This window comes from Acidovorax sp. Leaf191, from assembly GCF_001424425.1.
Classification (GTDB): Bacteria; Pseudomonadota; Gammaproteobacteria; order Burkholderiales; family Burkholderiaceae_C; genus Acidovorax.
In genome coordinates, this window is the sequence record NZ_LMPT01000018.1 from 235088 (window position 1) to 248741 (window position 13654).

The 13654-nt window shown below is 66.7% G+C and carries 14 protein-coding genes; 12 read left to right on the forward strand and 2 right to left on the reverse strand.

The window, feature by feature from the left end:
• The first annotated feature begins 67 nt into the window (after positions 1-67).
• Positions 68-1255 (forward strand): rod shape-determining protein RodA, encoded by a 1188-nt coding sequence (gene rodA, locus ASG27_RS12750; protein WP_056417596.1) that lies wholly within the window; start codon positions 68-70, stop codon positions 1253-1255.
• 75 nt (positions 1256-1330) lie between these two features.
• Positions 1331-1795, forward strand: a complete 465-nt coding sequence (locus ASG27_RS12755; protein ID WP_056417598.1) for a hypothetical protein — start codon at positions 1331-1333, stop codon at positions 1793-1795.
• 52 nt (positions 1796-1847) lie between these two features.
• On the opposite strand, the gene ASG27_RS12760 is transcribed toward ASG27_RS12755, so the two are convergent.
• Positions 1848-2621 carry a hypothetical protein gene (locus tag ASG27_RS12760; protein ID WP_056417600.1) on the reverse strand — a complete coding sequence of 258 codons (774 nt, stop codon included), beginning with the start codon at positions 2619-2621 and terminating at the stop codon, positions 1848-1850.
• 316 nt (positions 2622-2937) lie between these two features.
• On the opposite strand from ASG27_RS12760, the gene ASG27_RS12765 reads away from it, so the two are divergent.
• The 5 genes from ASG27_RS12765 to ASG27_RS12785 all read left to right on the forward strand — a co-directional run bounded on the left by ASG27_RS12765 (position 2938) and on the right by ASG27_RS12785 (position 7410).
• Complete coding sequence (locus ASG27_RS12765; RefSeq protein ID WP_056417603.1) at positions 2938-3276, forward strand: YegP family protein; 339 nt, start codon at positions 2938-2940, stop codon at positions 3274-3276.
• A gap of 91 nt (positions 3277-3367) precedes the next feature.
• Positions 3368-4852 (forward strand): metalloprotease TldD, encoded by a 1485-nt coding sequence (gene tldD, locus ASG27_RS12770; RefSeq protein ID WP_056417606.1) that lies wholly within the window; start codon positions 3368-3370, stop codon positions 4850-4852.
• Between the two features lie 118 nt (positions 4853-4970).
• Positions 4971-5510, forward strand: a complete 540-nt coding sequence (locus tag ASG27_RS12775; RefSeq protein ID WP_056417609.1) for a hypothetical protein — start codon at positions 4971-4973, stop codon at positions 5508-5510.
• 352 nt (positions 5511-5862) lie between these two features.
• A complete protein-coding gene (locus ASG27_RS12780) occupies positions 5863-6984 on the forward strand; it encodes a 3-deoxy-7-phosphoheptulonate synthase (RefSeq protein ID WP_056417612.1) in 1122 nt (373 codons plus the stop codon).
• Between the two features lie 114 nt (positions 6985-7098).
• Positions 7099-7410 (forward strand): hypothetical protein, encoded by a 312-nt coding sequence (locus ASG27_RS12785; protein WP_056417615.1) that lies wholly within the window; start codon positions 7099-7101, stop codon positions 7408-7410.
• Positions 7411-7553: 143 nt separating this feature from the next.
• On the opposite strand, the gene mpl is transcribed toward ASG27_RS12785, so the two are convergent.
• On the reverse strand, positions 7554-8981 hold the full coding sequence (gene mpl / locus ASG27_RS12790) for a UDP-N-acetylmuramate:L-alanyl-gamma-D-glutamyl-meso-diaminopimelate ligase (protein WP_056417617.1): 1428 nt from the start codon (positions 8979-8981) through the stop codon (positions 7554-7556).
• Positions 8982-9323: 342 nt separating this feature from the next.
• Here mpl and ASG27_RS12795 point away from each other — a divergent pair, with 342 nt between their 5' ends.
• From ASG27_RS12795 to prmA, 5 genes are all read left to right on the forward strand, one after another.
• The gene (locus ASG27_RS12795) at positions 9324-9923 is read left to right on the forward strand and encodes a hypothetical protein (protein ID WP_056417618.1); all 600 of its coding nucleotides are present in this window, start codon (positions 9324-9326) and stop codon (positions 9921-9923) included.
• Positions 9920-10501 (forward strand): TlpA family protein disulfide reductase, encoded by a 582-nt coding sequence (locus tag ASG27_RS12800; protein WP_056417621.1) that lies wholly within the window; start codon positions 9920-9922, stop codon positions 10499-10501. Before ASG27_RS12795 ends, ASG27_RS12800 begins: the two co-directional genes overlap by 4 nt.
• Positions 10502-10648: 147 nt before the next feature.
• A complete protein-coding gene (accB, locus tag ASG27_RS12805) occupies positions 10649-11101 on the forward strand; it encodes an acetyl-CoA carboxylase biotin carboxyl carrier protein (RefSeq protein ID WP_056417624.1) in 453 nt (150 codons plus the stop codon).
• A 7-nt stretch (positions 11102-11108) separates the two neighbouring features.
• On the forward strand, positions 11109-12458 hold the full coding sequence (accC, locus tag ASG27_RS12810; protein WP_010466452.1) for an acetyl-CoA carboxylase biotin carboxylase subunit: 1350 nt from the start codon (positions 11109-11111) through the stop codon (positions 12456-12458).
• Between the two features lie 244 nt (positions 12459-12702).
• Positions 12703-13605 carry a 50S ribosomal protein L11 methyltransferase gene (gene prmA, locus ASG27_RS12815; protein ID WP_056417627.1) on the forward strand — a complete coding sequence of 301 codons (903 nt, stop codon included), beginning with the start codon at positions 12703-12705 and terminating at the stop codon, positions 13603-13605.
• Positions 13606-13654 lie beyond the last annotated feature (49 nt).

Sequence of the window (13654 nt, forward strand, 5' to 3'; positions counted from 1 at the left end):
GGTTTTGTTATCCGTTCTCCATGCCGCTGCGGCCGCTGCAACCGGTGGGGTCGCCGATAATCGGGGGATGTCCGCCGTTTTTGACAAACCCACGCTCGCGCAGCGTTTCATGCCTCTGTTCCGTGGGTTCGACCTGCCACTGCTGCTGGTGGTGATGCTGCTGGCCTGCGCGGGGCTCGTGGCCATGTATTCCTCAGGCTTCGACCATGGCACGCGCTTCATCGACCATGGCCGCAACATGCTGATCGCGGGCGCCATCCTTTTCATGGTGGCCCAGGTGCCCCCGCAAAAGCTCATGGCATTTGCCGTGCCGCTGTATGCCGCCGGGGTGGCGCTGCTGGTGGCAGTGGCGCTGTTCGGCATCACCAAGAAGGGCGCCCAGCGCTGGGTCAATGTGGGCATCGTCATCCAGCCCAGCGAAATCCTCAAGATCGCCATGCCGCTGATGCTGGCCTGGTGGTTCCAGAAGCGCGAGGGCACCCTGCGCCCGCTCGACTTTGCGGCGGCAGGGCTGCTGTTGGTCATTCCGGTGGGGCTCATCATGAAGCAGCCCGACCTGGGCACGTCGCTGCTGGTGCTCGCCGCGGGGCTGTCGGTGATCTTTTTCGCGGGGCTGTCGTGGAAGCTGGTCCTGCCCCCCGTGCTCATCGCGGGGGTGGGCATCTTCACGCTGGTGCTGCTGGGCGACCAGCTGTGCGCCGACGGCGTGCGCTGGGTGGTGCTGCACGACTACCAGCAGCAGCGCATCTGCACCTTGCTCGACCCCACGCGCGACCCGCTGGGCAAGGGCTTTCACATCATCCAGGGCATGATCGCCATCGGCTCGGGCGGGGTGTGGGGCAAAGGCTTCATGGCCGGCACGCAGACGCACCTGGAGTTCATCCCCGAGCGCACCACCGACTTCATCTTCGCGGCGTTCTCCGAAGAGTTCGGGCTGGCGGGCAACCTGTTCCTGAACGTGTGCTTCCTGCTGCTGGTCTGGCGCGGCCTGGCCATCGCCGTGGGCGCCACCAGCCTGTTCGGGCGCCTGATGGCGGGCGCGGTGTCGATGATCTTCTTCACCTACGCGTTCGTGAACATGGGCATGGTCAGCGGCATCCTGCCCGTGGTGGGCGTGCCGCTGCCCTTCATCAGCTACGGCGGCACCGCCATGGTCACCCTGGGCATGGCCCTGGGCATCCTGATGTCGGTGGCGCGGGCGCAGCGGCAGGACCCGAAGGATGCGCGGCCGGCGCTGCTGGGGGCGTCTGGTTAGGTCTCCGCAGTGGCAGGTGAGCCGCGTTCACCCATCAGCAGGCCATGCTCAGCAGCCCCGGGGCTAGACTGTGCAATGCAAAAAATTCCGTTCAGCGCCAAGGCTGCGATTCGTTGGCTGGCCTTGGCCGTCGTGTGCTTCGGCATTGCCACTGTCGCCAAGACGGTGATTTTGTATCAGCTCACGCGCTGGGGGCGGCTGGTCTGCCCGGAGGGCTGGTGGCGCTCATCGCCTGGAATCTGTGCCTTTCCACCCGTATCCATTTCCATCTGGTCGCTGAGCTACGCTGCATTGTCGACGCTGCTCCTGTGCGCTGCCGTGGTGCTCGTCCCCGCGCACAAGCTGAGAGTGTGTGCAACGCTCCTGATGGCGTTGGTGTGTTGGCAAGCCAGTGTGCTTATCTTCCATGCCTTCTCCTGGGTGGCTCTTGGCTCGCTCTGCGTGGCCCTTGGCATCGCGACGTGCTTCAGTCTTGGCGCCTTGGCCTTGCACAACACCCGTTCCGGCGACAAAGCCCTGCCCATCCGCACCCGCGTATAAGGTGCCACCCGTGTGACTAGGTGGCACTGCCAATCGCCCGGCGCGGTTCAGTTCACCAGGGGCGACCCACCACGAAGCGCACCGGTTGCCGCACGGTCTTCATGCCGTCGTACAGCTGCGCCTGCAGCTCCCCCTTGGCCAGCGGTGCATCGAACTTCCATGTCTGGCTGTAGTCCGCGTTCGTACGCTGCCAACCGCCACGCTCGGCCTTGATCATCTGCCCGGACGGCAGCTTGAGAGACAGTGTCTTGATCCGCAGGAGCGTGTCGTTGCCCTGGAAGTGCACGCTGGTGCCATCCACCTTGAACTGCAGGATGTCGACGCTGCCCAGCTTGAGCGGACCAGGGCGTTGGGGGTCCAGCGCCTGGGCGGCCTTGCTGGTGCCGTTGGCCACGCTCAAGGGCAGGGTGCCCTCGAAGATCAGGCCGCTCACCGGTTTGTCGGGCAAGCGGTTGATGACCAGGTTGAAGCTGCGCGTGCGGCCATCCGCAGAGAACTTGGCGAACCCGCTCATCTCGGCATTGCCAAACGCCTGGCTGCTCTTGTCGGGAAAGACTGCGGTCACGTTCACATCGCCCTTGTCGGGGAAGCCGCCCGACGCTTCGACGAATTGGAGGGTGCGGCTCGTGGCGACGGCGTTGATCTCCACCTTTTCTTGCGATGGGGATGCGCCAAACGCCGTGAGGTTCTTGTCACGGCCCGGCGGGGCTTCGATGAAGGTGACGCCCGTCACTTTCAGATCAACGTCTTCGCGGGCATGCAGGACAGGGCTGAAGGCGGCAAAGGCTGCCATCAGGGGGAGGGCGAAGGCTGGAAGGTGGCGCATCGGTAGGGGTGCTGTAGGGGAGAAAGGAAATCCTGTCGGGGCGAGAATTTTCTCTCACAGTTCGATGGTTCGGGAGGGCTGGTTTGGCTCCTGGCAACGGGCAGGCGTCGCGCAAGCGTTGGCGGCAAGGCGCAGCGGCTGCTCGCCATGAGGGAGCCCGCGCAGTGCGGGATGCGCGCGTGCGCCTGGCTGCCTTGCAGTACATCCCGACCCGACCAGGGGTCTCTGCCCCGGCGTTGCATGTGCTGCGGCAAGCGGGTACAACGCGGCTGGCGGTCCCAGCATTTCTTGGCCTGTGCAACCGGAGGGCATCCCCATGGCGGCGAAGTTCGAGCTGAAGAAGTCGAAGAACGACAAATTTGTGTTCAACCTGCTGGCCACCAACGGCCAGGTCATCCTGACCAGCGAGATGTACGAGTCCCGTGCCAGTGCGCTCAATGGCATCGAGTCCGTGCGCAAGCACGCCCCGCAGGGCGGCCGGTTCGGGCGCCTGAGCGCCAAGGACGGATCGCCTTATTTCACCCTCAAGGCCGGCAACGGACAGGTCATCGGCCAAAGCCAGATGTACGCCGGGGCCAAGGCACGGGATGCGGGCATCGAGTCCGTGCAGGCCCATGCGCCCGAGGCGGGTGTGGACGACCAGACGTCCGCCTGACGGCAGTTTTGCGCAGGCGTCTTGCCGGGTCCGCGCAGGGGCTTGTGCGGCGGTGCCGTGCAGTGCGGGGCGGCGCGCCTAAAATGCCCTGATGACTCTCCGCACCTCCACTGCCGCCCCCCAGCGCGCGGCGACCAGCCAGCGCATCGATGTTGCCCGCGAACTGCTGCTGACGCCGTTCGGTCTCGATGAAAGCCACCTCGCCCGTGCCCTGGCCGAGATCCGCACCCACCAGGTGGACGATGCGGACCTGTACTTCCAGTACACGCGCAGCGAAGGCTGGAGCCTGGAGGAGGGCATCGTCAAGACCGGCTCGTTCAGCATCGACCAGGGCGTGGGCGTGCGGGCGGTCAGCGGGGAGAAGACCGCTTTTGCGTACTCGGACGACATTTCCGAGGCGTCGCTGCTGGATGCCGCGCGCACTGTGCGGTCGATTTCGGCTGCATCGCGCTCTGGTAAAGCGCGGGTAGCTCCTAAAAAGGTAGCGGCAGGCCGCAGCCTGTATCCGGGCGTGGACCCGATCGCCTCGCTCGACAGCACCGCCAAGGTGGCGCTGCTGGAGCGGCTGGAGCAGCGCGCCCGCGCCAAGGACCCGCGCGTGGCCCAGGTCATGGCGGGCCTGGCCAGCGAGTACGACGTGGTGCTGGTGGCCCGTGCCGATGGCACCCTGGCGGCCGATGTGCGTCCGCTGGTGCGGCTGTCGGTGACGGTGATCGCCGAGCAGAACGGCCGGCGCGAGGTGGGTTCGGCCGGCGGCGGCGGGCGCTTCGGCCTGGCGTATTTCGACGACGCGCAGATGAACCAGTACGTGGACGAGGCCGTCAACGCGGCGCTGGTGAACCTGGAGTCCCGCCCCGCACCGGCTGGCGAGATGACCGTGGTGCTCGGCTCCGGCTGGCCCGGCATCCTGCTGCACGAAGCCATCGGCCACGGGCTGGAAGGCGACTTCAACCGCAAGGGCTCCAGCGCGTTCAGCGGCCGCGTGGGCCAGCGCGTGGCGGCCAAGGGCGTCACCGTGCTGGACGACGGCACCATCGCCGACCGCCGCGGCTCGCTCAACGTGGACGACGAAGGCAACGCCAGCCAGCGCAACGTGTTGATCGAGGACGGCATCCTCAAGGGCTACATCCAGGATTCGCTCAACGCCCGCCTGATGGGCGTGGCGCCCACCGGCAACGGCCGCCGCGAAAGCTATGCGCACATCCCCATGCCGCGCATGACCAACACCTACATGCTCGGTGGTGACAAGGACCCGCAGGAGATCGTGGCCAGCATCAAGAAGGGGTTGTACGCCACCAACTTCGGCGGCGGCCAGGTGGACATCACCTCGGGCAAGTTCGTGTTCTCGGCCAGCGAAGCCTACTGGGTCGAAAACGGCAAGATCCTGTACCCCGTGAAGGGCGCGACCATCATCGGCAGCGGCCCCGAGTCGCTCAAGAAGGTGACCATGATCGGCAACGACATGCGCCTGGACAGCGGCGTGGGCACCTGCGGCAAGGAAGGCCAGAGCGTGCCGGTGGGGGTGGGCCAGCCCACGCTGCGCCTGGAAGGTCTGACGGTGGGCGGCACGGCCTGATCCGTTCTCGGTTGCCACTCATCCTGCAGCGCAGGCAAGTGTTGCAGGCACCCACCATCGGTTGCACCCGCAGTGCACAAATTGCCTTGACGCCCTGCGGGCGGCGCAAAATACCCGCATGCCCGCCACGATACCGAGCCAGCAGTTGACGCTCCAGTCGTTTGGAGACATCAGCCGCTTTCTGCGCGAGGGCGTGGCCGATGAAGAGTCCCGCCAGCTGCGCGACAGCCTGGGCGCGCTGTCGAGCCAGATCGACGAGGCCGTGCGCACCCGCCGCACCAGCAGCGACACGTCGGCCATCATGCAGCGCGTGGTGAGCCTGGCGCAGTGCGCGCGCGAGCACCAGCTGTTCCTGACCGGCCTGGGGTCGGCCTGGCATGCCTTGTACGAGTTCGGCGCCTACCAGCGGGCCCTGCGCGAGCTGCGCAATGCCATCGCCCACTGGCAGCAGATGCTCGAGCGCCGCAGCGCCAAGGAAAGCGCGGGCTTCGACCAGTTCGAACTCCTGGCCTGGCGCACCCTGGGAGAGGCGCTGCTGCTGATCGACATGTACGAGCACCACAGCGATCCGCCCAGCGATCTGCCCGACGGGGAGCGGCAGGGCAAAGTGCCTGCCCTGCAGCGCGTGCGGGAGTGGTTTCGCCGGTGGCGGCGCTGAACAGGCCGGCCCGTACAGTCACCGCCCACCAACCTGCTGAAGCCGGGCTGAAAACGCGTGCCGCGGGCCCCCTGGCGCGGGTTCTGGCGCACCGCCCTGTTGTGCGGCTGCAACGCACGCCGCTTGCTGCACTGCCGCACTCCTGTGCTACATTGCCTCCCATGCAAGTTCGCAGCGCGTTTTATTTTTGGTTTTTTATCTCAGTCCCCGGCGGATGAGAGGAAGACGCGCAAGCCAACACACCTCCCCATACCAACCGCCGACGCTGCAAAGCCCGGCGGTTTTTGTTTTTTCAGCCCTCCGTTTTTTCCCTTTCTTCACCCAACCAACGACTCCACGAGGAAGCAGCACCATGACGGTCTCCACCACCCCCACCAGCGATGCCTGGTACCGCAGCGTCGAGAAAACCAGCCAGACCGACGACGAACGTATCAAGGACATCACCGTGTTGCCCCCTCCAGAGCACCTGATCCGCTTTTTCCCCATCAGCGGCACGCCGGTGGAATCGCTGATCACCCAGACCCGCAAGAACATCCACAACATCATGGCCGGCGAAGACGACCGCCTGCTGGTCATCATCGGCCCGTGCTCCATCCATGACCCGGCCGCCGCGCTCGAGTACGCCCGCCGCCTGAAGGTGGCGCGCGAGCAGTACAAGGACACGCTGGAGATCGTGATGCGCGTGTACTTCGAGAAGCCCCGCACCACGGTGGGCTGGAAGGGCCTGATCAACGACCCCTACCTGGATGAGACCTACCGCATCGACGAAGGCCTGCGCATCGCGCGCCAGCTGCTGATCGACATCAACCGCCTGGGCATGCCGGCGGGCAGCGAGTTCCTGGACGTGATCTCGCCCCAGTACATCGGTGATTTGATCAGCTGGGGCGCCATCGGCGCGCGCACGACGGAGAGCCAGGTGCACCGTGAGCTGGCCTCGGGCCTGTCGGCGCCCATCGGCTTCAAGAACGGCACGGACGGCAACATCCGCATCGCCACCGATGCCATCCAGTCCGCCAGCCGCGGCCACCACTTCCTGTCGGTGCACAAGAACGGCCAGGTCGCCATCGTCAACACCAACGGCAACAAGGACTGCCACGTCATCCTGCGCGGCGGCAAGGCCCCCAACTACGACGCCGCGAGCGTGGCCGCGGCCTGCAAGGACCTGGAGGCGGCCCAACTGCCCGCTACGCTGATGGTGGACTGCAGCCATGCCAACAGCAGCAAGCAGCACCAAAAGCAGATGGACGTGGCGCGCGACGTGGCCGGCCAGATCGCGGGCGGCTCGCGCAGCGTCTTCGGCCTGATGATCGAAAGCCACCTCACGGCCGGCGCGCAGAAGTTCACGCCCGGCAAGGACGATGCAGCAGCACTGACCTACGGCCTGAGCATCACCGACGCCTGCCTGGGCTGGGATGATTCCCTGCAGTCGCTGGCCGAACTGTCCAACGCTGTGACAGCGCGCCGGGCGCGTTGATCGAAGCTGCAAGGGCCAGGGGCAGGCCACGCGCCGTGGCCCTAAACTGATGGCTGTGGGGCCGGTGCACGGGCACCCCCCACGGCCCCGGTTTCAGAAGAAAGGCAACCCACCATGCACAGCGAAGTCTCCGTCCGTCTGGCCGGCAACCAGGAATTCCGTTTTGACCTGAAGGGCGCCGAGCCCATGGGCCACGAGGCCGGCCGGCGCTGGCTGGATGAGCAGTTCACCGTGCTCGATTGCGAGCCCCTGCGCGCCAGCGGCAAGGTGCTGCTCGCCGACAAGGTGCTGACCGTGGCGCGCGCCGCGGGCGAGAAGCTGCTGGGCGACCCCGCCTGGCTGCAGGACTTTGCGCGCGCAGCCACCGCTGCGCTGGCCAAGCCAGTGGTGCGCGTGGACGTGCCCGCGATGGCCGTGACGTTCTGACGCCGGGCTGTCACCCCGCGGCGGGTGTGCATGGGTCTGCAAGGCGGCGGGTGCGTGGTCAACGCATGGCACTCCTGAAGTGCCTTGGGGCGAGAATTCAGCAGTAAAAAGCCCTCTACCGCTCGTCCAATAAGCGCTAGTAGCTATTTATTTTGTAGCGCCTGCAACAGCTTGGCGTGGACACCGCCGAACCCCCCGTTGCTCATGCACACGATGTGATCGCCCGGCCGGGCGGCCTCGGTGACCTGCTGCACCAGGGTGTCGATGTCTGCGGCCGTCTGGGCGCGCTGCCCTGGGCCCACGCCCAGCGGGGCCAGGGCTTGTGCGGCGTCCCAGTCCAGCCCTGCGGTGTGGCAGAACGCCAGGTCGGCCGGCTCCAGGGACCATGGCAGCTGGGCCTTCATGGCGCCCAGCTTCATGGTGTTGCTGCGGGGCTCGAACACGGCCAGGATGCGGGCATCGCTGCCGCCGATGCTGCGGCGCAGCCCGTCCAGCGTGGTGCGGATGGCGGTCGGGTGGTGCGCGAAGTCGTCATACACGGCGATGCCGCGCACGGTGCCGCGCAGCTCCATGCGCCGCTTGACGTTCTGGAACGCGCCCAGCGCCTGGGCCGCCTGCTGCGGGCCCACGCCCACATGGTGCGCCGCGGCGATGGCGGCCAGCGCGTTGAGCTGGTTGTGCACGCCGGTCAGGCCCCACTCCACGCGCGCGACCTTCTGGCCCCGGTGCAGCACGTCGAACGCATGGGGCGCTCCGTCGGCGGCGAAATCGCTCACCGCCTCGCCGAAGCTGCTCATCTCGCTCCAGCAGCCCATGTGCAGCACGCGGACCAGGCTTTCTTCCAGCCCGTTGACCACCACGCGGCCCGTCGGCGGCACGGTGCGCACGAGGTGGTGGAACTGCCGCTCGATGGCGGGCAGGTCGTCAAAGATGTCCGCGTGGTCGAACTCCAGGTTGTTCAGCACCGCGGTGCGGGGGCGGTAGTGCACGAACTTGCTGCGCTTGTCGAAAAAGGCGGTGTCGTACTCGTCCGCCTCGATGACGAAGAGCGGGGCCTCGCCCAGCGCCGCGTTGCCCGGGGCAGGGCGCCGGGCAGCGCCCAGACGGGCCGACAGGCCGAAGTTGAGCGGCACGCCGCCGATCAGGAACCCGGGCTGCTGGCCTGCGCTGTCCAGAATCCACGCCAGCATCGACGTGGTGGTAGTCTTGCCATGCGTGCCGGCCACGGCCAGCACGTGCCGGCCCTGCAGCACGTGCTCGGCCAGCCACTGCGGGCCGCTGGTGTAGGGCAGGCCGGCCTCCAGGATGGCTTCCATCAGCGGAAACTTCGCCGTTCCGTCCGGCAAGCGGGCGCGGCTGACCACGTTGCCCACCACGAACATGTCCGGCTTCAGGGCCAGCTGGTCGGCGCCGAACCCTTCGATGAGGTCGATGCCCAGCGCGCGGAGCTGGTCGCTCATGGGCGGGTAGACGCCTGCGTCGCAGCCGGTGACCTTGTGGCCGGCCTCGCGCGCCAGCGCCGCCAGGCCGCCCATGAACGTGCCGCAGATGCCCAGTATGTGTATATGCATGGGCGCAGATTCTAAGAGCGTGCCCAGGGTGGCCTGGCCGTGGCGGCGTGCATGGGCATGTGATGGGCGCGGCCCGGATGCGGCAGGGGCAGGCGTCGGGCCGGCGCGGGGGGCGCGCGGCAATGGCGCAGGCATGGCATGGGTGTCGACCTGACGCTGTGCCGGGTGTCCGAGTGCCGTGAAAATCGGCCCTGCCGCTCATCGGTATTGCGGTACCAGCTATGAAAATCGTAGCGTTCGCCGGGGAGGCACACCATCCCGCCACTTCCAAGGGTCAACCCTTACCCCAGGCGGCACTTGGCGCCACAATGCAGTGGTGTCCTTCTTCCATCCTTGCCTGCCATGCACACACCCCTGAGCGAAGAAATCGCCCACACCACGGCCCGGCTGGTGGTGGAAGAAGGCCTGGAGTGGGGGCCGGCCAAGCGCCGGGCGCTGCGCCAGATGGGCCTGCCGGCGCGCACGCCGCTGCCCGACAACGACCTGGTCGAGGCGGCGGTGCGCGAGTACATCGACCTCTTCTGCGCCGATACCCAGCCGGGCGAGTTGCGGGCGCTGCGGCAGCTGGCGCTGGTGTGGATGGAGCGCATGGCGGCCTTTCGCCCCTACCTGGCCGGGGCCGTGTGGCACGGTACGGCCACGCGGCTGTCGGATATCTACATCCAATTGTTCTGTGATGATTCCAAATCCGCAGAAATAGCGCTCATCGACCACCACGTGGACTATGAGCCGCGCACCGTCACGGGATTTCACGGAGAGTCGGTGGAAGCCTTGAGCCTGGGCAGCAAGTCGCCCGAGCTCAATGAAATGATCGGGGTGCACCTCATGGTCTACGACCTGGACGACATGCGCGGCGCGCTGCGGCCGGACACCAAAGGCCGTGTGCCGCGTGGCGACATCGCTGCGGTGCGGCGGCTTCTGCAGGAAAATGCGGCTCCATGAACGCACCGCAATCGCCAGATTCCCCTGTGCCGGCAGCCGCCGCACAACCCCCGTCGCCCGCGCGCCGGCGCATGTTGTATGCGGGCGTGGCGGGCGTTGCCGCGGTCGGTGGCGCGGGCCTGGCCTGGTGGAAGTTCCAGCCGCACGCCATCGACAGCGGCGCGGAACAGGCACTGTGGACGCAGGAATTCGAGCGGCCCGAGGGCGGGACGCTGGCGCTGCAGTCCCTGGCGGGCAAGCCCTTGCTGCTGAACTTCTGGGCGACGTGGTGCCCTCCGTGCGTGGAAGAGCTCCCCATGCTCAACACTTTCTTCCGCGAACAGGCTGCCAATGGCTGGCAAGTGCTGGGTCTGGCGATCGATCAGCCTTCGGCGGTGCGCAAGTTCCTCGCGCGCATTCCGCTGGAGTTTCCGGTCGGGCTGGCGGGCCTGGGCGGAACGGAACTGGGCCGTTCGCTCGGCAATCTCACCGGCGGGTTACCCTTCACCGTGGTCCTGGGTGGCAACGGACGGGTGCTGCACCGTAAAATGGGCCAGGTCACCCCGCAGGATCTGCAGCTCTGGTCCTCGCTGCGCTGAGTTTTTCCGCTGATTCCATGGCTCCTGCGAGCGCAGGCACCGCAAATTGTCAGCAGAAGTTCATGAAAAATAGCCGTGGAAGACGTTGATAGGGTGAAATTGGAGTAAATTCGCGCCCTATTCAGTTTTATAGCCGTTGGAGCTTCCATGGATCTGCGAAAACTCAAAACCCTCATCGATCTCGTGTCCGAGTCGAATGTGTCCGAACTCGAAATCACCGAGGCCGAGGGCAAAGTCCGCATCGTCAAGAGCGGTGGCGCGGTCGTTCAGCAATACGTGCCGGCCCCTGTGCAAGCCCCCGCCCCTGCACCGGCCGCAGCCCCTGTGGGCGAGCTGCCCGCCCCGACCGCCGCAGCAGCGCCTGCGGGCCACATCGTCAAGTCCCCCATGGTGGGCACGTTCTACCGCTCGTCCAGCCCGGGCGCCAAGGCCTTTGTCGAAGTGGGCAGCCAGGTCAAGGAAGGCGAGACCATCTGCATCATCGAGGCCATGAAGATCCTGAACGAGATCGAGGCCGACAAGTCGGGCACGGTCACCCGAATCCTGGGCGAAAACGGCCAGGCCGTGGAATACGGACAGCCGCTGTTCGTGATCGAATAAGGCGCTCATGTTCAAGAAGATTCTTGTTGCCAATCGCGGCGAAATCGCCCTGCGAATCCAGCGCGCCTGCCATGAGCTGGGCGTGAAGGCGGTGATGGTCTACTCCGAGGCCGACCGCGACGCCAAGTACGTCAAGCTGGCGGAAGAAGCGGTGTGCATCGGCCCCGCCCCGTCCCCGCTGTCCTACCTCAACATGCCGGCCATCATCTCGGCCGCCGAGGTGACCGACGCCGAAGCCATCCACCCCGGTTACGGCTTCCTGTCCGAGAACGCCGACTTTGCCGAGCGCGTGGAAAAGAGCGGGTTCCAGTTCATCGGCCCCACGCCGGACAACATTCGCACGATGGGCGACAAGGTCTCGGCCAAGCAGGCCATGATCCGCGCCGGCGTGCCCTGCGTGCCGGGGTCCGAAGGCGAGCTGCCCGATGACCCGGTGCAGATCCGCCGCATTGCCAAGGCCGTGGGCTACCCCGTGATCATCAAGGCCGCCGGCGGCGGCGGTGGCCGCGGCATGCGCGTGGTGCACACCGAAGCCGCCCTGGTCAATGCCGTGCAGATGACCAAGGCCGAAGCGGGTGCCGCGTTCGGCAATCCTGCGGTGTACATGGAGAAGTTCCTCCAGAACCCGCGCCACATCGAGATCCAGATCCTGGCCGACAAGCACCGCAACGCGGTGTACCTGGGCGAGCGCGACTGCTCCATGCAGCGCCGCCACCAGAAGGTGATCGAAGAGGCTCCGGCCCCGGGCATTCCCCGCAAGCTGATCGAAAAGATCGGCGAGCGCTGCGTGGCCGCCTGCAAGAAGATCGGCTACCGCGGTGCGGGAACGTTCGAGTTCCTGTACGAGAACGGCGAGTTCTATTTCATCGAGATGAACACGCGCGTGCAGGTGGAGCACCCGGTGACCGAGTGGATCACGGGCGTGGACATCGTGAAGACGCAGATCATGGTCGCCGCGGGCGAGAAGCTGCCGTTCACCCAGCGCCAGATCGAGATCCGCGGCCATGCCATCGAGTGCCGGATCAACGCGGAAGACCCCTACAAGTTCGTCCCATCCCCCGGACGCATCACCACCTGGCATCCGCCGGGCGGCCCGGGCGTGCGGGTGGATTCGCATGCGTACACCAACTACTTCGTGCCGCCCAACTACGACTCGATGATCGGCAAGATCATCGTGCACGGCGATACGCGCGAGCAGGCCCTGGCCCGCATGCGCACGGCGCTGAACGAGACGGTGATCGAAGGCATCAACACCAACGTGCCGCTGCACCGCGAGCTGATGGTGGACGCCAAGTTCATGGCCGGCGGCACCAACATCCACTACCTGGAAGAGTGGCTGTCGCAGCACAAGCGCTAGGCAGGCGGGGTACAACCCGCTGAGTCGCTTCTCGCGTTCCCCCTTCTCTCGAACCACTGCGTGGTTCGGCAAGGGGATGCCGCCAGCGCTGCGGGGCGGCCCTTGCGCGGCGGTCGCTGGCAAGTTCTGTGCGCTTTTCAAGAGCCATGGCTTTTGCCGGGCTGTTGCTGGCGCGGTGTTGGTTGGTTTACATGCTGGCCTCTGGTAACGGGGGCCGGCATTTCATTTTTTCAGAGAGTCGCCCATGTTTGAGCTCAGCCTGATGTGCCCGGAAGACAGTATCGAAGCGGTCAGCGAGGCGCTGGATGCGCTGGATGCGCTGTCGGTGTCGGTGGAAGACGCCGACGCGCAGACCGATGCCGAGCAGGCGCTGTTCGGCGAGCCCGGCATGCCGCCGCCCAAGGACGGGTGGCAGCGCAGCCGCGTGGTGGCGCTGTTCCCGACCGAGGCTGCGGCCCACGAGGCGCGGGACCTGCTGGCCGTGCAGGACTTCTTCGAAGGATGCCAGGTGCTGGGCGTGGCTGAGGTCGAGGATCAGGACTGGGTGCGGCTCACGCAGTCGCAGTTCGCGCCGGTGGACATCACGCCCGATTTCTGGATCGTGCCCACCTGGCATGAGCTGCCCGCCGAGGCCAAGCGCAGCATCCGGCTGGACCCAGGCCTGGCATTCGGCACCGGCACGCACCCCACCACGCGCATGTGCCTGCGCTGGATCGCGCGCCACGGCGTGACCGACGCGGCCCACGGCAATCCGCTCGGGCGTGTGCTCGACTACGGCTGCGGCTCCGGCATCTTGGCCATCGGCACCGCCAAGTTCGGCGCGACCGAGATCGACGCGGTCGACATCGACCCCGCGGCCGTGGAGTCCACCGCCCTGAATGCGGCCGCCAACGAGGTCGTGCTGCGTGCAGGCCTGCCGGACAAGGCGCAGGGCCAGTACCAGACGGTGCTGGCCAACATCCTGGCCACCCCGCTGCGGGTGCTGGCACCTTTGCTGTGCGGGCACGTGGCGGCTGGCGGGCACCTGGTCCTGGCCGGTATCCTGGAGCGCCAGCGCGATGAGCTCACAGAGGCGTACGCCCCCTGGGTCCAGCTGGAAGTGTCGGACACGGAAGACGGCTGGATCCTGATGACCGCCCGGCGCTGAGCGTGCAGCCCGCCCGTGGCAGGGCGCTATCGGCCCCTACAATCGCCCG

Coding starts and splice junctions, on each gene's coding strand:
- rodA (WP_056417596.1), top strand. CDS start 68: ATGTCCGCCGTTTTTGACAAACCCACGCTCGCGCAGCGTTTCATGCCT.
- ASG27_RS12755 (WP_056417598.1), top strand. CDS start 1,331: ATGCAAAAAATTCCGTTCAGCGCCAAGGCTGCGATTCGTTGGCTGGCC.
- ASG27_RS12760 (WP_056417600.1), bottom strand. CDS start 2,621: ATGCGCCACCTTCCAGCCTTCGCCCTCCCCCTGATGGCAGCCTTTGCC.
- ASG27_RS12765 (WP_056417603.1), top strand. CDS start 2,938: ATGGCGGCGAAGTTCGAGCTGAAGAAGTCGAAGAACGACAAATTTGTG.
- tldD (WP_056417606.1), top strand. CDS start 3,368: ATGACTCTCCGCACCTCCACTGCCGCCCCCCAGCGCGCGGCGACCAGC.
- ASG27_RS12775 (WP_056417609.1), top strand. CDS start 4,971: ATGCCCGCCACGATACCGAGCCAGCAGTTGACGCTCCAGTCGTTTGGA.
- ASG27_RS12780 (WP_056417612.1), top strand. CDS start 5,863: ATGACGGTCTCCACCACCCCCACCAGCGATGCCTGGTACCGCAGCGTC.
- ASG27_RS12785 (WP_056417615.1), top strand. CDS start 7,099: ATGCACAGCGAAGTCTCCGTCCGTCTGGCCGGCAACCAGGAATTCCGT.
- mpl (WP_056417617.1), bottom strand. CDS start 8,981: ATGCATATACACATACTGGGCATCTGCGGCACGTTCATGGGCGGCCTG.
- ASG27_RS12795 (WP_056417618.1), top strand. CDS start 9,324: ATGCACACACCCCTGAGCGAAGAAATCGCCCACACCACGGCCCGGCTG.
- ASG27_RS12800 (WP_056417621.1), top strand. CDS start 9,920: ATGAACGCACCGCAATCGCCAGATTCCCCTGTGCCGGCAGCCGCCGCA.
- accB (WP_056417624.1), top strand. CDS start 10,649: ATGGATCTGCGAAAACTCAAAACCCTCATCGATCTCGTGTCCGAGTCG.
- accC (WP_010466452.1), top strand. CDS start 11,109: ATGTTCAAGAAGATTCTTGTTGCCAATCGCGGCGAAATCGCCCTGCGA.
- prmA (WP_056417627.1), top strand. CDS start 12,703: ATGTTTGAGCTCAGCCTGATGTGCCCGGAAGACAGTATCGAAGCGGTC.